This window comes from Dehalococcoidales bacterium, assembly GCA_030698765.1.
Taxonomy (GTDB): domain Bacteria; phylum Chloroflexota; class Dehalococcoidia; order Dehalococcoidales; family UBA2162; genus JAUYMF01.
Genome location: JAUYMF010000081.1, coordinates 1 through 19,436, shown reverse-complemented (window position 1 = coordinate 19,436; position 19,436 = coordinate 1). Strand labels below are relative to the sequence as shown.

At 52.9% G+C, this 19,436-nt stretch carries 17 protein-coding genes and 1 tRNA gene; 9 read left to right on the top strand and 9 right to left on the bottom strand.

All coding sequences use genetic code 11. The features are described from left to right. The 5 genes from Q8Q07_03700 to serS all read left to right on the top strand — a co-directional run. On the top strand, positions 1 to 287 hold a 287-nt coding region (locus Q8Q07_03700), incomplete at its 5' end, for a hypothetical protein (protein ID MDP3879395.1). Continuing rightward, positions 268 to 1,056, top strand: a complete 789-nt coding sequence (locus Q8Q07_03695) for a GNAT family N-acetyltransferase (GenBank protein ID MDP3879394.1) — start codon at positions 268 to 270, stop codon at positions 1,054 to 1,056. The genes Q8Q07_03700 and Q8Q07_03695, both read left to right, overlap by 20 nt. 5 nt (positions 1,057 to 1,061) lie before the next feature. Next, positions 1,062 to 1,880, top strand: a complete 819-nt coding sequence (gene recO, locus Q8Q07_03690; protein ID MDP3879393.1) for a DNA repair protein RecO — start codon at positions 1,062 to 1,064, stop codon at positions 1,878 to 1,880. A 158-nt stretch (positions 1,881 to 2,038) separates the two neighbouring features. Next, a complete protein-coding gene (gene lysS, locus Q8Q07_03685) occupies positions 2,039 to 3,562 on the top strand; it encodes a lysine--tRNA ligase (GenBank protein MDP3879392.1) in 1,524 nt (507 codons plus the stop codon). Between the two features lie 514 nt (positions 3,563 to 4,076). Continuing rightward, the gene (serS, locus tag Q8Q07_03680) at positions 4,077 to 5,324 is read left to right on the top strand and encodes a serine--tRNA ligase (protein MDP3879391.1); all 1,248 of its coding nucleotides are present in this window, start codon (positions 4,077 to 4,079) and stop codon (positions 5,322 to 5,324) included. 51 nt (positions 5,325 to 5,375) lie between these two features. Here the strand turns inward: serS and Q8Q07_03675 are convergent, their stop codons facing one another. After that, positions 5,376 to 6,188 (bottom strand): enoyl-CoA hydratase/isomerase family protein, encoded by an 813-nt coding sequence (locus Q8Q07_03675; protein ID MDP3879390.1) that lies wholly within the window; start codon positions 6,186 to 6,188, stop codon positions 5,376 to 5,378. 319 nt (positions 6,189 to 6,507) lie between these two features. Between Q8Q07_03675 and Q8Q07_03670 the strand changes: the two genes are divergently transcribed. The 3 genes from Q8Q07_03670 to Q8Q07_03660 all read left to right on the top strand — a co-directional run bounded on the left by Q8Q07_03670 (position 6,508) and on the right by Q8Q07_03660 (position 9,490). After that, entirely contained in the window at positions 6,508 to 6,774 is a 267-nt protein-coding gene (locus Q8Q07_03670; protein MDP3879389.1) for a TIGR04076 family protein, read from the top strand. Between the two features lie 277 nt (positions 6,775 to 7,051). Next, positions 7,052 to 8,092 (top strand): enoyl-CoA hydratase/isomerase family protein, encoded by a 1,041-nt coding sequence (locus Q8Q07_03665; GenBank protein MDP3879388.1) that lies wholly within the window; start codon positions 7,052 to 7,054, stop codon positions 8,090 to 8,092. A 396-nt stretch (positions 8,093 to 8,488) separates the two neighbouring features. Continuing rightward, positions 8,489 to 9,490, top strand: a complete 1,002-nt coding sequence (locus tag Q8Q07_03660) for an NADH:flavin oxidoreductase (GenBank protein MDP3879387.1) — start codon at positions 8,489 to 8,491, stop codon at positions 9,488 to 9,490. A gap of 23 nt (positions 9,491 to 9,513) precedes the next feature. Here the strand turns inward: Q8Q07_03660 and Q8Q07_03655 are convergent, their stop codons facing one another. The 5 genes from Q8Q07_03655 to Q8Q07_03635 all read right to left on the bottom strand — a co-directional run bounded on the left by Q8Q07_03655 (position 9,514) and on the right by Q8Q07_03635 (position 15,444). Next, positions 9,514 to 10,908: a pyruvate carboxylase subunit B gene (locus Q8Q07_03655; protein MDP3879386.1), complete on the bottom strand. Its 1,395-nt coding sequence runs from the start codon at positions 10,906 to 10,908 to the stop codon at positions 9,514 to 9,516. Between the two features lie 453 nt (positions 10,909 to 11,361). Beyond that, positions 11,362 to 11,443: transfer RNA gene (locus Q8Q07_03650), tRNA-Leu, on the bottom strand. A 163-nt stretch (positions 11,444 to 11,606) separates the two neighbouring features. Further along, positions 11,607 to 12,236 (bottom strand): nitroreductase family protein, encoded by a 630-nt coding sequence (locus Q8Q07_03645; GenBank protein ID MDP3879385.1) that lies wholly within the window; start codon positions 12,234 to 12,236, stop codon positions 11,607 to 11,609. A gap of 435 nt (positions 12,237 to 12,671) precedes the next feature. Continuing rightward, the gene (locus Q8Q07_03640) at positions 12,672 to 14,516 is read right to left on the bottom strand and encodes an ABC transporter substrate-binding protein (GenBank protein MDP3879384.1); all 1,845 of its coding nucleotides are present in this window, start codon (positions 14,514 to 14,516) and stop codon (positions 12,672 to 12,674) included. Positions 14,517 to 14,715: 199 nt separating this feature from the next. After that, positions 14,716 to 15,444, bottom strand: coding sequence for a DUF72 domain-containing protein (locus Q8Q07_03635; GenBank protein MDP3879383.1), 729 nt, complete (start codon positions 15,442 to 15,444; stop codon positions 14,716 to 14,718). A gap of 179 nt (positions 15,445 to 15,623) precedes the next feature. Here Q8Q07_03635 and acpS point away from each other — a divergent pair, with 179 nt between their 5' ends. Continuing rightward, on the top strand, positions 15,624 to 15,989 hold the full coding sequence (acpS, locus tag Q8Q07_03630; GenBank protein MDP3879382.1) for a holo-ACP synthase: 366 nt from the start codon (positions 15,624 to 15,626) through the stop codon (positions 15,987 to 15,989). A gap of 15 nt (positions 15,990 to 16,004) precedes the next feature. Here acpS and Q8Q07_03625 read toward each other — a convergent pair whose 3' ends face one another. The 3 genes from Q8Q07_03625 to Q8Q07_03615 form a co-directional block, all read right to left on the bottom strand. Beyond that, positions 16,005 to 17,072: an aldehyde ferredoxin oxidoreductase C-terminal domain-containing protein gene (locus Q8Q07_03625; GenBank protein MDP3879381.1), complete on the bottom strand. Its 1,068-nt coding sequence runs from the start codon at positions 17,070 to 17,072 to the stop codon at positions 16,005 to 16,007. Then, entirely contained in the window at positions 17,073 to 17,975 is a 903-nt protein-coding gene (locus Q8Q07_03620; GenBank protein ID MDP3879380.1) for an aldehyde ferredoxin oxidoreductase N-terminal domain-containing protein, read from the bottom strand. A gap of 101 nt (positions 17,976 to 18,076) precedes the next feature. Then, positions 18,077 to 19,436 (bottom strand): aldehyde ferredoxin oxidoreductase C-terminal domain-containing protein (locus Q8Q07_03615; protein ID MDP3879379.1); only part of this gene is annotated, 1,360 nt, incomplete at its 5' end.

The following is a 19,436-nucleotide window of genomic DNA, read 5'->3' as shown; positions in this document are numbered from 1 at the left end:
CGGCACCGAGCTGGAATACGCCGATGACGTTACCCTCACCCGCGCCATTGAGGGCAGGCAAGAGTTTTAAACTTCCCGATAACATCACCAGGGAGGTTAAGATTATGAGCCGTCTGGTTGCCTTCCTGTCACTGCCGCTTATCACGGTTCTTATCAGCAGCTGTGGGGAAGGGTACCCCACCTCTCAGATTGCCACGTCGGCTACGCCTCCTCGCAATGACAAGGAAACCATTTTCAGACAGCCTGATAAAGGAGGTGAGGTTACAAATGGAAATAATCGACCTTAAGGATGAGCACAAACAACTCTATTTTCTCTGCCTTGAAGACTGGTCTGACGAAATTAAGGAAGCTGGCGACCACAAAGCGACCTGGTACGATAAGATGAAGGGCAGGGGACTCCGCGTCAAGCTGGCACTGGACAATAGCGGAGAGGTCGGCGGGATGATTCAGTACATCCCCATTGAGCACTCCTTTGCGGCAGGCAGAGACCTTTACTTCATAAACTGTATCTGGGTGCATGGTCATAAATCAGGCAGGGGCAACTTTCAGAAAAGGGGCATGGGGAGAGCCTTGCTCCAGGCTGCGGAAGATGATGCCGGGGCTTTGGGGGCAAAGGGGATTGCCGCCTGGGGGATTCCGTTGCCTTTCTGGATGAAAGCATCCTGGTTCAGCAAACATGGCTATACCAGGGCGGACAAACAAGGGTTCCTGGGGCCGGTCCTGCTCTGGAAACCTTTCACCACTGACGCCGTACCTCCGAAATGGATCAGGCAAAGAAAAAGGCCAGGAGTAATCGCTGGCAAAGTAACCGTAACCGCATTCTTAAACGGGTGGTGTCCGGCCCAGAACATGGTCTTCGAGAGGGCAAAACGGGCTGCCGCCGGGTTTGGAGATAAGGTAGTTTTTCACCATATTGACACTTTCAACCGGGATAATTTCCTGGAATGGGGACTTAGCGATGCCCTTTTTATCGACAATAAACAGGTGAGGACAGGGCCACCCCCCTCTTATGATAAAATAAGGAACATGATAAAAACGAGAGTCGGGAAATTATAGCTATTATGTCCGGGCCACGTACTTATCAGACCGAAGCCATCATCATCAAGAAGACCAGACTGGGAGAAGCGGACAGCATCCTCACTCTCTATACCCCCCACCTGGGTAAAATCCAGGGCTTTGCTAAAAGCCTCCGCAAGACCAGAAGCAAGCTCGCCGGACACCTGGAGCTACTCACCCACAGCCTGGTATCATTAGCCCGCGGCCGCAACCTGGACACCATCACCGGCAGCCAGACCATCGATAGCTTTCTACCCCTGAAGACTGACCTGCGTCTGGCCTCCTGCGCTCTGTATACCACCGAGCTGGTCAACCAGTTCACCGCCGAGCATATCGAGAACCAGCCCCTATTCCAGTTACTCCTTGATACCATGCAGCGGTTATGCCAGCCCGGCGATAGTGAACTGGCCCTGCGCCATTTTGAGCTGCACCTGCTCAATGAAGTTGGTTACCGGCCCCAGCTCCAGCAGTGTGTTGCCTGCCACCAGCCGCTGACACCCACCACCAACTGGTTCTGCTCCAGTACCGGTGGCGTGCTCTGCCCGGACTGCTGTCATACCCAGCCATCCCGCTATTCGCTCTCCGTCAATGCGCTAAAAGTGTTGCGGTTGATACAAAGCCATGACTACGATACAGTCGGCAGGCTCAAAATAAACCGGGAACTATCCCATGAGCTGGAAACGGTGATGCGGGACTACCTGAAATACCTCCTCGAGCGGGAAGTAAAATCAGTCGCCTGGCTGGATACTCTACGTGAGCAAATGGGTCAATCCGTACCGGCCTCAAAAGTGTTTGTTAAGGAAACACCTAGCCAGTCAGGATAAGCAGCGGCTACCCGAATACCATCAGTGGGTTACTCCGGTAAATTTAGACTTCGCTCAAATCTCACAAATTCACAGCTTCTTGCCGGGATGGCTAATATAAGGGCGGCGAGTCTGGCGCTCAAGAGCTTTTTATTATATGATAAGGACGCAGGAGAAAGATGACATCCAGATTAGAAAGTATCGCTCAGCAGCGACTGGAAAAGCTGGCACGGCTTCGTGCCCGTGGTATTGAACCCTACCCCCACCGCTACCCACGCAGCCACACCGCGGAGCAAGCCGCCGAACTGCTCAAGCAAAAAGAAGAGGGTCTGACCAGCAGGGATGAAGCCAGTGTCGCCGGACGGATTACGGCAATAAGAAGAATGGGCAAGAGTGCCTTCAGTGACATCCGTGACGGTTCGGGCAAGATTCAGCTACTATTCCAGGACATTGATAGACTTGATGAAGTCCAGGTTCAGCTATTTAAGGACCTGGACATCGGCGACTTTATCGGGGTCAGGGGTAACCTGCTGCGCACCAGGACCGGCGAACCTACCATAGCAGTAGCCGGGTTCACCCTGCTGGCTAAATCTCTCCAGCCCCTGCCGGAGAAGTGGCACGGACTGGCTGATGTTGATACCCGCTACCGGCAGCGCTACCTGGACTTGATCAGCAACCCGGAGACGCGGGAAACCTTTAAGATACGCAGCCGGGTAATCGCCGCCATCCGGCAGTTTCTTAACCGGAAGGGATTTCTGGAAGTGGAAACGCCGGTGCTCCAGCCATCGGCTGGCGGCGCCCTGGCCCGTCCCTTCGTTACCCACCACCAGGCACTCGACCAGGACTTCTATTTACGCATCGCCACCGAGCTTCACTTGAAGAGGCTCATCATCGGCGGGCTGGACAAGGTCTATGAACTGGGACGCATTTTCCGCAATGAAGGCATCTCCACCAGGCACAACCCCGAGTTCACCACCCTGGAAAGCTACGAGGCCTATGCCGACTACAATGATGTCATGAAAATGCTGGAGAGAATGGTATCCCGGGTCAGCCGCCAGGTGCTGGGCACCGACCAGGTCAGGTTCGGTGACAGCGCGATCAGCTTTAAGCCACCGTGGCGGCGTCTCAACCTGCGCCGGGCAATTAAGGAATACAGCGGCATCGATTTTATGCAATTCCCCGATGCCGATTCCCTCAGAAACGAGATGACAAGGCTGAAAATGGAGGTTGATCCGCAGAAAGACCGGGGTCGACTGGTAGATGAGCTTATTTCCACATTCGTTGAGCCTCACCTGGTACAACCCACCTTTCTTATCGACTACCCGGTGGAAATGTCACCCTTAGCCAAGAAGAAGCCGGGTGACGAACGCCTGGTAGAGCGGTTTGAAGCCTTTGCCGGCGGAATGGAGATCGCCAATGCTTTTACCGAGCTTAACGACCCTGTAGAGCAGCGGCAGCGCTTCCAGAAACAGATGGCATACAAGGCAGAACTGGTTCCGGGCAAAAAGCCAATGGTGAGCAAAGAACAGTCAGTCACTGAGGAAGCGGAGACCGTTGACGAAGACTTCCTCCAGGCGCTGGAGTACGGCATGCCCCCCACCGGAGGGCTGGGGGTGGGCATTGACCGCCTGGTAATGCTGCTCACCAACCAGCCCTCAATCAGAGAGGTGATTCTCTTCCCGCAGTTGAGGGAGAAGGGGTAAAATAAGTATTAACCGGGTTTGGATGGTCGTGTCATTGCGAGGAGCGTAGCGACGAAGCAATCCGTGAGGGGAGGCGGCAAAACATACCCCACCCGGATTGCTTCGCTTCCCGATGAATCGGGATGGTCTCGCAATAACAATGCGCAAGGGAAGTCTAAGAGGGGCGAAGCCAGTGGGAAAATCCCCCTGAGTCCCCCTTTACGAAAGGGGGAGCGGTGAAAGGCTTCTCCCTTTGAAAAAGGGAGAGCGAGAGGGATTTAAGCATGGAAGTCTAAGAGGGACGAAGCCCCTCTTGCTGTCTTGTCATTCCGTGCCCTGGACTGTCGCCAGGACAGGCTTGACACGGAATCCAGGGGCGGAGGGGGTGAAAGACTGGATTCCGGCTTCCGCCGGAATGACAGACGGGGAAATAGAGAAGTAAAAGGGAACACGGGCCTGCTCGCCGCACGAGGCTTCGGCAGGCGAGGGATAGGGTTTCCACAACTAATATGCTAAAATACCATGAGGAGAACTGATGCTTGACCTGAAATTTATCCGGGAAAACGCCGAACTGGTACAGCGAGCCATCGCCAGCCGCCAGGATACCACTCCGCTGGATGAAATCCTGCAGCTTGACGCTGACCGCCGCCAGAAGCTGGTAGAGCTGGAGAGCCTGAGACACGAACGCAAAGAAGCCGCCCGGGAGAGAAAAACGGATAAGGAAAGCGCTGAAGAGGGCCGTGACCTGCGCGCCATGATCAAAAGCCTGGAAGAAGAGGTCAGGTATCTTGACAGTCAGCTCGCCGACCTTCTTCTCCAGATACCCAATATACCCCACCCCTCCGTACCAATTGGCGCGGATGCAAGCGATAATGTTATCGTGCGTACCTGGCGGGAGCCCGGGAAGTTCGAGTTCCACCCACGTCCCCACTGGGAGCTGGGCGAGTCCCTGGACATCATTGACTTTGATAGAGGAGTAAAACTGTCCGGCAGCCGTTTTTATATACTCAAAGGGCTGGGCGCCCGGCTGCAAAGAGCGCTGATCGCCTTCATGCTTGACCTTCATACCACCAAGCACGGCTACCTGGAAATATACCCGCCCTTCATGGTAAAGCGGGAGGCCATGATCAGCTCCGGCAACCTGCCCAAATTCGCCGATAACCTCTACCATGACGCTGAGGATGACCTGTGGTTCGTACCCACCGCGGAAGTCCCGATTACCAACCTGCACCGCGATGAAATCATTGCCCCGGGAGTCCTGCCGATATATTATGTCGCCTATACCGCCTGCTTCCGCCGCGAAAAAATGTCCGCCGGCAAGGACACGCGCGGTATCAAGCGCGGGCACCAGTTTGACAAGGTGGAGCTTTACAAGTTCACCGAGCCAGCAAATTCTGACCAGGAACTGGAAAAACTGGTCAGCGATGCCGAAGAGGTCTGCCAGGCGCTGGAGCTACCCTACCGTGTCGTCCAGCTCTGCACCGCCGACATCAGCTTTGCCTCCACCAAGTCCTACGATATTGAAGTCTGGGCGCCCGGCTGCCAGGAATGGCTTGAGGCCAGTTCCTGCTCCAACTGCACCGACTTCCAGGCAAGGCGCGCCAACATCCGCTACCGTCCCGAGTCTAACGCCAGGCCCGAGTTTGTCCACACCCTGAACGGCTCCGGCTTAGCCTTACCCCGCATCCTCATCGCCATAATGGAAAACTACCAACAAGCGGATGGCAGCATCTCCGTTCCCGCAGTTCTCCAGCCCTTTGTCGGGCAGAAGGTCATAAAATAGATAAGGGAGCCCACCTGAATGAGCTCCCTTCTAAGCCACACCTACCTATCTTTAAAAGTTCCTTGTCTGTCTCTCCAGCGGCCCACCTTCACCGTTCCACTCCGGTTTGCGCTTCTCAGCAAAGGAACGGGGCCCCTCAATCCCGTCATGTGAGCGGTTCACCGGCATATGCACCCACCTCTCCGCCTCCGCCATCGGTACGGCATGAGGGTCATCAATCATAATCTGGCGCATTACCCGCCGTATCCATCTGGTTGCCAGGGGTGCCTTGGAAGCAATGATCTCGGCGATTTCCGTTGCCCGCGGCATCAATTTGTCCTTGGACACCACCTCGCTGACCAGACCAATCTGGTAAGCCCGCTCCGCATTCATTCTTTCCGAATTACCCATCAGCGCCATGCGCATGGCTATTCCGTAAGGGATATAAGTCGCACTAGCAAAGGTCTCACCCAGAGGCAGCCAGCCTATCTCCACATGCGGGTCAAAAAAGGTGGTGTCATCAGTACAGATGACCACATCACAGCCACCCAGGAGAATCAGTCCACCGCCGGCACAGATACCGTTAATCGCGCAGACTACCGGCTTTTTTGCTTTCGCTGGTGCGCTGTAGCCGCCGTAGCCACCCCGGCGCTCCCCGGTACGTGACACCCGGGCCGCTTCTTTCTGGTCAGCGCCCACATTGAAGCCCCGCCCCACCCCGGTCAGCACTGAAACATAGACTTCATCGTCATTGTCGGCTTCCTGAAAAGCCTCAATCAACTCCGCGCTCATCTGGAAGCTCAATGCGTTCAAAGCGTCAGGGCGGTTCTGTGTAATATAAGCTACCCGGTTTTTCTTCTCATAAATAATAGTCTCGTAAGCCACTATTTACCTCCATTAAAATAATTTTTGCGTTTATGATATCCCGCTTCAGAAATAACCGATACTGCCACCTCCTTTACCAATCTCTCTCTCTCCGAGAAAAGCTGCCCCCCAGCAGAATTTACCCAATACGACACTTACCTCTGGTAGAGCCTTATTGTTTCATATCTGTACTCGGTATGTCAAAATATCCACCGCCATCACCGCTGATTCCGGGTTTGACGCCCGGCAGTCTGAACTACTATACTAGACTATTCATGAGCTTCCTGGCTGTAGTAAAAAGCCGGGAGAACATCTCTAAGTAAACTAAAGGAGAGGGAACATGGCAAAAAAATATGATATCATCGCTAAAGTAGTATCGCAAAAGGGACACTGCGGCGCCGGCCACAAGGTTGGTGATGAGTGGCTAATATCCGGGAAAACTCCAGAGGGCATCTGTTTTTCCGCTTTCCATTCGCTGTATCCCACCGCCCGGGTACTGATGTTCGGGGGAACACTCCCCTGGGAAGCCGACCCTGATGTCACCCGGCTCGCCTGCCCGGATGCCGAGAACCCGGTCATCATTGAACTAAGACGATTGCGGGACTAGCCACCTTATCATTGAATGCCGCCCTGTGACAGACTCTTAATTACCCTGGCCAGTAAACGCCTTATATCTATTTTAAATAGATGACGGGGGATACAAGTTTACAATCAGGATACAACTGAGCTCAAACCGAAGGAGGTGGTGATTATCGGCAGACAGCGGTTAATATAATCGAGAGAGGGCAGTCAACTTTCTGCTCACCATAGACTGCCTGTGATAAATGCGATAAAAGCAATGGTTATAAAAGCAAATGGAAGATTTGAAATAGGAGGAATTCCCGATGGCATACGATAGAGGCAGACAGCCTGACCCGGCAGCGGCAGCGTTGCAAAAGGGCATGGAAATGGACTTGAACGCTCCCAGAGAACCCTTTGAGATACATGGGGACAGCTGGTACAACAAACCCCTGGACTACAAGGTGGTCATTTACGAGGCAGACCACGAGACGCACGTGGCCAAGGTCACCATGAACCGGCCGGAGAGACTGAATGCTCTGAGCCACCAGCTTCGCGCCGAGCTTTTCCACGCCCTCAAGGTCGCCGAGCGTGATAAAGATATCAATGCGATTATCATCAAAGGCGCCGGGCGCGCCTTCAGCACCGGCTATGACCTGGGAGGCGGTAATGCCGGGACTCCGGAACCTGACTTCGGCTCCCAGTACATCGGCGATTCGCACTGGCACCGCTACCTGGTCAACCAGTACTGGCAGATATGGGAGCTATCCAAGATAGTCATCGCGCAAACTCACGGTTACGTCCTGGCAGGCGGCTCGGACTTAATGAGTGTTTGCGACCTGCTGGTAACTACCCCTGACTGCCAGTTCGGCTACCCGGCAATCAGGGCCATGTCTGCTCCTGACCTGATGTGGTTCCCCTGGTTCCTGCCCAAAATGAAGGCGGCGGAGATGGTCTACACCGGTGACAGCATCACCGGTGAGGAAATGCACCGCCTGGGCGCGGCAACATATTGTGTTCCCCAGCCGGACATTGACGAGTTTACCGAGGCCTTTGCCAAACGGGTGGCGCTGATTCCCTGGCAGGCAAACAGCATCCGCAAAAGGATGTTACAGAAAGCGTACGAGTTCATGGGATGGAAGCTGGGACTGGAGATAACAGCCCTGATGCAGGAGCAACTGAGCCAGACTGAGCCACTGAAAGAGTGGGGTGAGGTATTCCGCAAGCTACCGCTTCGGGAGTACCTGACTCTCCGGGACAAGCCCTATAAGGACTACCGTACCGCGGAACAGACAATACTGGAGCGTGCTAAAAGAGAAGGAGAGGCCTGGAAAGGTGTAAGTGAAGAGACCAAACCCGGTGCCTGAGCTCCGCTAGAAATTCTTTTCCCGGAGGCCGGGTATCTTCAGCAAAGATACCCGGCCTTTCTCCCTGCAAGATGGGAATCAATAATAGGAAAGTAAGTCCGCACCTGCGCACTGTTGACACTTTTGTCTTCTCTCACCGACCCGGGAAATCCCGCTTTCCCCGGTTATACCGAACCTGTTGATGCCCCACTCCTGGCAATGGGACTGATCGTTGGGCCGAACCGAGATGCAACGATGCGGAGGCTGTCATTTGGATTGACAACTTTTCCGCAATTATCACTCTCGGGAATAGTATATATTTTGACCGGTCAGTAACCCATGATATAATGCGCATCATAAGAGAGGCGGAGTGGTATTGTCTTGGGAATAAGTATAGAGAAAGGGGGGACACAGGATATGTCAGGACTTTTCGACTCTATCGAAATTAGAGGGCTCAAAATTAAAAACCGCTTGGTTATGCCGCCGATGGCCACAAAAATGGCTACAAAAGATGGTGAGGTTACTGACCGGCATATTAAACATTATGGGGCCAGGGCCAAGGGTGGAGTAGGACTGATTATCCTGGAGCATACCTATGTGTCAGCAAATGGCAAAATGTCTGACGGGCAGCTTGGAATATATGATGATAAGCTTCTGGACGGCCTGCGGCGTCTGGTCCAGGCCATACATCGTGAGGGCGCCAGAGTGGGTATACAGCTAACCCATTCAGGGTCGAGAACTACCCGGGAGATAATCAAGGAGCAGCCTGCCGGCCCCTGGAATATACCTGTTCCCGGTGATGAAGAGGTACCCAGACCGTTTACTATCGAAGAGATAAAGAATATAGTAACGGCTTTCAGCGCGGCAGCACGCCGGGCGGTTGAGGCGGGCTTTGATATTGTGGAATTGCACGGAGCTCATGGCTATCTTCTCAGTCAGTTCCTCTCCCCTTACACTAACCGGCGCCAAGATGAATATGGTGGCAATTGGGAAGGGCGGCTCCATCTCCCACTGGAAACAATCAGCGAAGTTAGAGGCAGAATTGGCGAAGATACACCTCTATTTTACCGCTTTGGCGCCGATGATATGCTAGAGGGCGGCCTCACTGGAAATGAAGCAAAGCTTATCGCGCCTCGTTTGGAGCAGAGCGGAGTCGACGTCATCGATATTTCCGGTGGTCTGGGCGGTTCCGGTCGTGATCGTTTCACCGAGCAGGGTTATTTTGTGCCTCTGGCCCGGGCTATTAAAGATACAGTGGAAATCCCCGTAATCGGGGTAGGGAACATTACTGACGCTCACTATGCCAATACCATCGTTGAGCAGGATATGGTAGATATGGTTGCCTTTGGTCGCCTGTTGCTTTCCGAGCCGGAGTATCCTAAACAGGCGGCGCATGAATTGGGAGTAAAGGCGTTTTAATTACATGACTCCCCAGTCAAATATTACTTCGGAGATGGGTCATCTAGTCCATACTTCCGCTTCACAAAGCGGAGTCCGGTGTCAGGATAGAGAGCCACGGTAAGAATGTCACCGATGTCCCGGGTGAAGTCCTTGATTGATTCCCGGGTCCTGTCCAGCTCCGGATCAAGCAAGTCTGCCGGGCGGCAATCTATTATGGGTTTATCGCCCTTGACATAGTTGAGTACTTTTCGTTGCACGTCAGGGTCAATGGGAGCCGGGGGATGCCCGTACAAGCCACGACAGTAGTCCATTACCTGGGTTGGTATCAGTTTATAGCGACCAGCAATCACGTTCTGGACAGCCAGAACACCAACTATCTGACTGGTAGGAGTGACCAGGGGTGGATAGCCCAACTCCTTGCGAATGCGTGGTATCTCTTGATAAACTTGCTCAAGCTTATCAAGAGCATTAACCTGGCGAAGCTGGGTGACCAGATTGGAAATCATACCTCCGGGAATTTGATGCACCAGCACACCGGTATCAATGACCGATAGCCTGGTTTGATTTAAATATTCGCGGTACTTAGGAGCTATAGACTCAAGATACTCTCCCAGGGTAAGCATACGGTTCAAGTCAAGGCCAGTATCCCGTACAGTCCCCTGCAGGGCAACTATGAGCGGTTCAATGGCCTGATGTGATGACCTCAAAGCAAACGGAGCAAGGGCGGTATCAATAATATCTACTCCTGACTCAATGGCTTTGAGGCAGGTCATGGATGCCATACCACTGGTATAGTGGGTATGTAGCTGCAGCGGCACCTTGAGAAACCGTTTAAGCGCCTTGACCAGGGTATAGGCGTCATCAGGTGAAAGAATCCCTGCCATGTCCTTGATACAGATGCTATCGGCTCCCATATCCTGCAGTATTTGTGCCTTTTTGATGTAGTAGTCCAGGTTATATACCGGGCCCCCCATCTTACGCTCGGTAAGTGAGTAGCAGATGGAGAGCTGAGCATGCTTACCGGATTCCTTTATAGCCCTGAGGCAGGTTTCCAGGTTACGCTCGTCATTCAAGGCATCGAATACCCGGAAGATGTCAATCCCAACCTCAGCAGCATGGTGTACGAAGGTGTTTACGACGTCATCAGCGTAATGGCGATACCCGACCAGACTCTGGCCCCTGAGCAGCATTTGCAGTGGTGTGTCCGGCAGCATTTTCTTGAGGATACGAGGTCTATCCCAGGGATCCTCATTCAAGAAACGGAGGGCCACATCAAAAGTTGCCCCTCCCCAGACTTCCATAGAGTAGAAACCAGCCCGGTTCATTTCGGCAGCGATATTAGCCATATCTCCGGATTGCATACGGGTAGCCATAATCGACTGCTGGCCGTCCCGAAAGGTAGTATCAGTAACTTTAAGGGGATTCTTTTTCGCCATGCCATTAATTCCTTTTCTATCGCTTTCTCTATTTTACGGTGACCGCTTTCTAATAGCAACGATTTGGCCTGGGGATTTTGAGAGTCGGGGATCGGATAATCACAGGTGCTGATGGGTTGTCCATTGTCCTGCCAGGCCGGAGAGCGGGGAAACGAAGTCCCTAACCAACAATCAGAAGTCGGCGGTTGAAAATGGTTAAATCGGGGAAATCCAGTCCCTGAGCCAGCAGGAATAGACCTCCCCGGTGAAAGAGAACAGCGTAGAAGATATGCAACCACTGAGCCAGGAGGAACTGGACAGGCTTATCGCTGAATATAACAGATAACTTTCCGGTTCATCGGCAATGCCGGTTATCATTGGGAGCGGAGCTGTGGTAGTGGTTAGCCCGACGCTTTTCAGGCTGCGGAAACGCTTGAAGAAGGCTTGAACAATAGAACATTTGTATCACAAAAATGGGGAAGGGGGGACTCGAACCCCCACGCCTTACGGCACATGATCCTAAGTCATGCTCGTCTGCCAGTTCCGACACTCCCCCGTGAAATCAGAACTGCCCGGCGGATAAGATTAGCTCCGCCTGAATGGCATACATTATGGAAGCGTGTTCACTCCGCGATGAATCAAATACAACCCAAACATTCCTTAGCCTCACACCAGGGAATAATGCTCTTTCCGGGCTAACAACGTACCACCCACCCGGTCTATGGCTTCAGCACAATCTCCTCAAGACTGAGGCGAGGTCGCGGCGGGGGCAGTTCACCTGCCGGATAGCCTAAGGCTACCAGGGCAACCGGTACCAGGTTATCAGCTAAAGAAAAGAGATGGTTAACATCAGCCCGTCCACTGACCCGGCTAACCCAGCAAGTACCCAGCCCCAGGGCGGCAGCCATCAAGACCAGGTGTTCAATGGCGATATAGCTGTTAGCCTTCAGATGTATCAGAGCATCCTGAAGAGACATGGCAGACATACCCTCCGCAGGACTCTGTCCGGCTTCCAGTAAATAACTTGACTGCCCGTCAGTAACGCCCAATTCCACGAGTTCATGGTGCACCTGCCTGGAAGCCATCAGCGAGTATCGATTCAGGTCACCAAAGCAAACAATCACTACCGGCGCCTCCTGGATAAACCGCTGCCCGCGGCACATACGGCATAGCTCGTCTTTCTGCTGTTGATTCCTGACTACCAGAAAGCGCCATGGCTGCCGGTTATGCCCTGATGGCGCCAGTCTGGCAGCCTCAAGCATCTGTTCAATAAGTTCATCCGGGACATTATCAGGAGTAAATTTACGGATACTGCGTCTCATTTTTATGGCTTCCCATACGGTTAGCATACTACCTCCTGTACTGTGCGCTCCCGGCTTTGATCACACCTTATTCACGCCGGTACTCTCAAACAATAAGAATTATAGTTACGGCCGTAGCAAAAGTCAAAATGGAGACTCCCGGTCCCAACCGGCGTTAATGACCGGGAAACCAGTTTGTGCCCATATTTTACCCTTCGATGGACGGCTTCATCTGGAGCGCCTGGGGGCCGCCCGCCGCATTTATAACCGGTGGCCGCCGCCGGACTGGAAGTGATTCTGTGTTTCAGACTAAAGAACTAGTACGTTGTAACAGTTAATCCTTCGTTTAATAGAGCCACCAAAACTGTCATTGCGATCGTACAATTCAAGCGATACAAGCTACTAGTGACCGATTAAAAAGTAAGGGGGGCTGGAATAAATTCCAGCCCCCCTTCTGACTACTTCCGGTTAGTATTAAATACTCTAATACCCCATTGACCGCTTGAGTTCCTGGTCAATCCAGATATACTTGGTGAATCCTTCGCGGTCAGTAGCGCCGAGTGCCCATTCACCATGGAAATTCTTGACCCAGGGCCACCACAGGGTATAGGTGTAGGGCGTCGGGAACTGCAGGTACCACGCCTGTTCCAGAGCATGAGGAGCCCACTCAGCCAATAGCGGATAAGCCTTGGCATCGTTAAGCATAAAATATTTACCGAATTCGGCAACGTACTGCTCGGTCTTCGGATCGTTCACCATGCTGGAATTAGCAGGGTCATTCGACTGGAACTGGTGCCAGGCATAAGGTGCACCACCGATACTGCGATAAATCCCCTCAGAATGGGTCCGGCCCTGCTCGATAGAGACATAGACACCGCGCTCTTTCACCGAGAGTTGCAGGTCAACGCCAATCTTTGCCAACTGGTCTTTCAGCACGGAGACCTCGTCAACATCGAGTTGCTCCAGGACTACCTCCATCTTGAAGCCATTAGGATAGCCCGCCTCTGCCAGCAATTGCTTCGCCTTATCCGGATTGTACTCGAAAAGTTCCTTGACATTTGCCGGCAGGTCCTCAAGCGCCACCGCCGCCCCGACTCCTTTCCAGATAGGGTAGGCATCTATCGGGAAAGCCAGAATTTCAGCACTACCGCCATAGTAGTCTTTGATTATCGCCTGCCGGTCCATACCCATCTGTAAAGCCTGTCTTACCTTGACGTTATACCAGGGCTGCTCCGGTTTGTCCGTCCTCATCGCCAGACCGTAAGAAGTCATTGGGATACTCGCCGTTTCCAGCGCGGGGTTGCCTTGAAGGAGAGAATCACCGTCCTCGCGAGAGATTTCACGGAGGTAATCGATCTTGCCGGTACGCATCGCCGACAGACGGGTGGACGCATCCGCAATAATAAACATCTTGATACCATCCATATAGGGCAACTGGTTCCCCTTACCCGGGCCGACGGGGTCCGTCCGCCAGTAGTTATTATTCCTCACATAGGTGGCGCCGACCCCGGGCACATAGTCTTTCAGTATAAAGGGGCCGTTGCTCACGTAGTTCTTGGTATCAGTGAAGTTCTTACCGGCTTTAATTACTTCCGGAGCGATGATACCAACCGACTGCGCAGTCCATTTAAACGTCTCGCCGAAGCTCCCTGAATTGCCCTTGACCACCACCGTCCATTTGTCTGTAGCCTCTATCGATGTCGGCCACTGTTCCGGTGTCAACCGATTTTTAGCATAAGCCTTGGGTCCCGGGTCCGAGATATCAGGCAGCATATCGAATGCCCGCTTCAGGGTAAACTCCACATCATAGGCATCCAGCTCCCTGCCGTTAACCAGGCGACTCATCGCGTTATCCGGGTCAACCGCCCAGTGAATCCCTTTACGAATGTGATAGATGACCTGATTATCCCCGACTACTTCCCAGCTCTCCATGATTTCACCTTGCTGGACGATAGTAGGGGCGGTCCAGGTCCAAAAGTCAGCTTCAAAGGTTCCGGCTGGCCCCTTGGCCCAATCTCCGGTCATTAAACTCATATTAGTTTGAGCGTAAGTAAGGGTGGCCGCCCGGCCCCGGTAAGCATCATCAAAAGCGGGTTGCTCACGAGGGATAGCAAAGGTGAAAGTCCCGCCATACCGGGGCTCATCCGGTGTCGTCGGCGTGGTGGGAGTAGTAGGTGTAGTGGGTGTAGTGGGTGTAGTAGGTGTAGTAGGAGTAGTAGGAGTAGTAGGTGTAGTAGGTGTGGTTGGTGTGGTAGGCGCACATGATGCCAGCAATAGAGACAGCACCACCAATCCAGCCACCGCCGCCCAGATAAAGTTCCTTTTCATGTTTTCCTCCTTGTATTAATCTTAAGTCAAAGATTAGCTCATCCGCAAGATCAATGTCAATACTGAACAGTCTATTAAGTCTGGATATTCTGCGCTTTTCCCTTTTTGCCAATGATTCAGCCGGATAAGCAATTAAGGGATGGACGTATGATAGCAACTATTTAAACAGGTGTCAAGTCTCCTTGGTAAATTCAGTTTTCTATTTTTCAGCTTCCAGAAAGGAGCGGAGCGTCAATGCATTGGTCACGGCGAATGCCTCAGCATCATTGTTGAAATAAATATAGACTGCCTTCAGTTCCTGAGCCAAGTTTGCCACCCTCCCCGCCCAGGTGGCTAACTTTTCATCAGAGTAAGAGCTCCGGTAGAGGCCGGTGCTGCCATGAAATCTGATATAGGCAAAATCGGCCGTCACCACCAAGGGACAACTGAGAGAAGGCATATCAAAGATGCAAAAACCGGCATTATAGTTATGTAAAATGCCGAGGACACCCTCTTCCAGCCAGGACCGGTGCCGGAACTCAAAGACATGCTCTATGTCCCGCGGCAGAGTAGATAGAAATAAGTCCAACAGCTCATCATCGCGGCGCATGTCAGGCGGTAACTGGTACAGAAGAGGGCCTAATTTATCGCCCAGCAGCCTGACCCTGGCGATAAACTTCCCTACCGTCTCACCGGTATCCCGGAGCTTCTTAAAGTGCGTAATCAGACGGCTTACCTTTACCGAGAAGGTAAAATCAGCCGGAGAAGAATCGCGCCAGTTAGTAAAAGCAGCTTCCGAAGGCAGCCGGTAGAAACTATTGTTGAGTTCAACGGTATTGAAACGAGCGGCGTAAAATTCGAGCCACTTCGTTTTAGGCAGCTTTTCGGGGTAGAAGCGAACCCGCCAGTGGTCATAATGCCAGCCGGAGGTACCGATATAATACTTCACTGATATTAGCTCCTTTCTACCTCAAGCTACCAGACCCCGATTAATATCCATCGCCAGTAGCCTACCACCTTATCGGTACGCTATCAAGCTCCGGTTTTGATAACAATCCGGTTTATCGGGGAATGGGATTAGTGGTAAAATAGACCAACTATTTGATAAGTGAGCCCACATAAGCGCAAATGCAGTACATTGGTATCGATATTATCGAAATAGCCCGCATACGGAGAGCCAGAGACACCTGGGGAGAGAAATTCTTAAGGAAAGTCTATACCGAACCGGAACTCCGGTTATACCGCGAGAAGCCGTCTTCCCTGGCGGCCCGTTTTGCCGGAAAGGAGGCGGTAATCAAGGCTATCGGCACGGAGACGAAGGGTATCAGGTGGAAAGACATCGAGATACTGGCTGAACCCGGTGGACAGCCATCGATCAAACTATATGGTAGAGCCAGAACCCAGGCCCGGAACCGCGGCTTGGGCAAGCTGGCAATCAGTCTATCCCATTCCAGGGAATACGCCATCGCCCTTGTCGTCGGGGAAACAAGATGAATCTACAGCGTCCGGTCAGGTAAGCGTTGCCGGTACCGGAGACATCGTTAACAGACCCCTTCTCTCCAGTTCCTGCCGCACATCATCCAAACCCAGCGCTTCCAGTGTCTCTCCTGTCGGAATGCCATCCCTGTCCCATCCCCTGATTTCGTAATAACGGTCAAGCCATTTCTCAAACAGTGCCCGGTCAAACTGCTGGAAGGGAGGGATACGCGCTTTCTGGAAGGACATGTCCGGTATATCATCCCGCTTTAATCCTTCCCGGACATTGTATGCCCGTACCAGATTAATAATCCTTCTGGCTATCTCCGTAGCTTTATCTTCATCAATGTCCATCCCGGTAGCCGCCGCAATCAAAGCGGCCACCTGGGAACGATGGCTTACCGCCGGATATGGCACATGCAGCTGCCAGAAAAGACAGCCTCCGGTGGCCTCAATCAGGTTGAGTGTTTCCAGGTCATAGGCGACAAACCGGCACAGTCCTTCGTAATCAGCCCCCGTTGGGTCCCAGTCAGCGAAATAGTATTTCTCAAACTCCCTGGGGTACCCGAAGAAACCTTCCTTAAGGTATTGCTCCCTTTCTTCGGGAGAGTGCTGCCAGATAGTCTGCGAGGCCCCGCTCAAGAGCCGGGAACGGTCCACACGGTCGCTGACGGCGTTAGGCAGGGCATATTCGGGCCGTCCGCGTAAATCAGTCTGAATCTCCAGTTTCTTGGTGTGGTAAGCAAATTTTTCCGCCCCGTTACCGATCTGCCGGGCAGCGCGGTAAACGCCATTGGCCAGAACATCACCAATACCTTCACGGCGGACAATCTTCTCCAGCAGATAGAAAACCGCCTCAGGACTCCCGTGCGCAAGCTCCATTCCACCAGTATCCTGCTGTGTCAGAAGACCCTGACGGTAAAGACCAATCGCAAACGAGATATATTCCGAGGATGAATAGGTATCCAGTCCGTATTTCCAGCACAGGTCCCAGAACTTCAGGGCAAAATCATAATCCACCACCTGCGATACGGTTATCGGGGAAGCGAATGCCTTGCACTTGGTAATGACAAAACCTTCCCCATCCGGCTGTGGAAACACTCATTTGCATTTGCTCGGACAGTTATAGCAGGATACCTGCCGGGTCCGGAACTTTCGCGCAAAACCGGCAACAGTTCTCGGTATGTCTTTGACCTTCTCCTGGACAGCCGCGGGCACATCAGCCCCGTAAAAGTCTACCGCCCACAGGTTCCGGTTGACCAGACTGATAGTTGTCGCCCCGACCACATTATCCCGTGACGCCATACCGCCGGGCCCCGTCTTATGCAGGATTTGCTCACTGAGCTCGATGAGCCTGGCGCCGTCAGCCAGATTAATATCCTTGGTACCGCGGACGGCTATCGCCTTCAGCTTTTTATTCCCCATGACCGCCCCCGCCCCACCACGGCTGGCGCTGGCGGCGCTGGTACCTTCAATACTGGCAGCAAAGACCTCATTCTCACCCGCCGGACCGATGTAGAGGATTTCAATATCGTCCGCTTGCAACTCCTGCCGGAGTATCTTTTCAGTTTGCGGACAATTTTTACCCCAGAGATGACGCGCGTCCCGCAGTTCCACCCGGTCATCGTTTATCCATAAATATACGGGTTTGTCAGACCTCCCGGAAACAGTCAGTGTATCATAACCGGCCGATTTGAGAGCCGGCCCCCAGAACCCGCCGAGGGTGCTGATGGCAACCATATCAGTCACCGGGGATTTGAAGGAAACGACAGTTTTATTAAAAGCGGGGGCGGGGGTGCCGGTGAGCACGCCGGTGCCGAATATCAACAAATTACCGGGGGAAAAAGCATCAACCTCGGGAGGGACTCTATCCCAGAGTATCCGGGCGTTCGTCCCCAGTCCCCCGAGACAGGATTCGAGTACTTTCGGGTCGGCGGCTACCTTTTTGAGCTTTCCGCGGGATAAATCGACTTCTAAATTAGCCCCGGCCCATCCGTAGAACATTATCTACCTCTTTTATTTTATCTGAGTAATGCCTTTTAAGATGGTATGCTCATCAAAACTGATGAGTGCCTCTGCCTGAAACCCGTCACCGGTCTGTTAAGTTACGATACGGGAACAGGCGACGGGGCCAGTATCCCTCTTTGTTCCAGTTCCTGCCGCACATCATCCAGACCCAGGGCTTCCAGTGTTTCCGCCGTCGGAATACCGTCGCTACCCCATCCCTTCAATTCGTACCACTTGTCAACCGCTTTGGTGAATAAAGGATAGTCCGGCATACCGGGTATGCTATCATCCTTTCTCCTGATGCCGGCCCGGACATTGTAGGCCCTGACCAGGTTAACAGTTCTCCTGGCCAGTTCCGTAGCCCCGGCTTCATCAACATCCATCCCTGTAGCCGCCGATATCAGCCCGGCGATCAGGGCACGGCTGCCGATAGGCGGTGAGGGATGATGCCCCACCCAGTAATAACAGAGCCCGCTAGCATCAGCCAGAGTATAGGTCTCCTCCTGATGGGACATAAAGAGACAGACTCCCTCATAATCATCTTCACCATTCCCCGATTCAGAAATGAGGTACTTTTTGAATTCTTCAGGGTAGTGATAGTATACCGACTTCAAGTACGCCTCCCTGGCTTTGTGGTCGTCAACAGCAGCCCGTTCCCAGTAGGAATCAGACCAGGAGCCGATAAGCTTGGTCGAATCGCCCTTGTCATTAATCAGCGAACTAATATTTCCTATATTAGCCGGACCTTTTCTTCTGATAGCCCCGCTCTCAATTTTCTTGGTATGGGCAGCCAGTTCTTCAGCTCCCCGGCCAATCCGCCGGGCTGCCCGGTAAATACCGTCAGCCAGCACATCACCGATACCTTCCCGCCGCACAATTTTTTCCAGCAGCGAGAATGCCACATCGGCGTTTTCCCATTCCAAGTGCAGACCACCGGTATCCTCTCTGGTCAGGATACCTTTTTCGTACAGATTTATGGCGAAGGCAATTATGTAAGGAAGCGATATACTGTCCACTCCGTACTTTTCACAGCGCTGGTAGAATTCCACGGCAAAGTCCATGTCAATCAACCGGCTCGCCCGCACGCCTGCCTCCCAGGACATGCACTTGATAAAGACAAAGTCCCCGTCAGCACAGCGAAAGACCTGATGACACCGCTGAGCACAGTTCTGACAGGCTACCTTTCTAGCCCTCTTCGTATCCATGAAATCCTGGGCAAGTCCACCCACACTTTCGAGCTTTTCCCCGAGCTCGGGTGGCCATTCGCCTCTTTTATAGCCGTAATCTACTCCCTTGAAATACCCCTGGACACGGGCATGACCAAACCGGTCATAGATCTGCCGCCGGACAACACCGGTCCTTTCCAGGATTGTCTGGCTCAATTCCACAAGCCGGGCAGGATCAGCCACATTGACGTCCCTCGTACCGTGAACGACGATTGCCTTTAACCTCTTGTCT

What these genes read in the sequence shown, in the direction of transcription:
- Q8Q07_03695 (MDP3879394.1), top strand. Translation starts at nt 268, where the DNA reads ATGGAAATAATCGACCTTAAGGATGAGCACAAACAACTCTATTTTCTC.
- recO (MDP3879393.1), top strand. Translation starts at nt 1,062, where the DNA reads ATGTCCGGGCCACGTACTTATCAGACCGAAGCCATCATCATCAAGAAG.
- lysS (MDP3879392.1), top strand. Translation starts at nt 2,039, where the DNA reads ATGACATCCAGATTAGAAAGTATCGCTCAGCAGCGACTGGAAAAGCTG.
- serS (MDP3879391.1), top strand. Translation starts at nt 4,077, where the DNA reads ATGCTTGACCTGAAATTTATCCGGGAAAACGCCGAACTGGTACAGCGA.
- Q8Q07_03670 (MDP3879389.1), top strand. Translation starts at nt 6,508, where the DNA reads ATGGCAAAAAAATATGATATCATCGCTAAAGTAGTATCGCAAAAGGGA.
- Q8Q07_03665 (MDP3879388.1), top strand. Translation starts at nt 7,052, where the DNA reads ATGGCATACGATAGAGGCAGACAGCCTGACCCGGCAGCGGCAGCGTTG.
- Q8Q07_03660 (MDP3879387.1), top strand. Translation starts at nt 8,489, where the DNA reads ATGTCAGGACTTTTCGACTCTATCGAAATTAGAGGGCTCAAAATTAAA.
- Q8Q07_03655 (MDP3879386.1), bottom strand. Translation starts at nt 10,908, where the DNA reads ATGGCGAAAAAGAATCCCCTTAAAGTTACTGATACTACCTTTCGGGAC.
- Q8Q07_03645 (MDP3879385.1), bottom strand. Translation starts at nt 12,236, where the DNA reads ATGCTAACCGTATGGGAAGCCATAAAAATGAGACGCAGTATCCGTAAA.
- Q8Q07_03640 (MDP3879384.1), bottom strand. Translation starts at nt 14,516, where the DNA reads ATGAAAAGGAACTTTATCTGGGCGGCGGTGGCTGGATTGGTGGTGCTG.
- acpS (MDP3879382.1), top strand. Translation starts at nt 15,624, where the DNA reads ATGCAGTACATTGGTATCGATATTATCGAAATAGCCCGCATACGGAGA.
- Q8Q07_03620 (MDP3879380.1), bottom strand. Translation starts at nt 17,975, where the DNA reads ATGTTCTACGGATGGGCCGGGGCTAATTTAGAAGTCGATTTATCCCGC.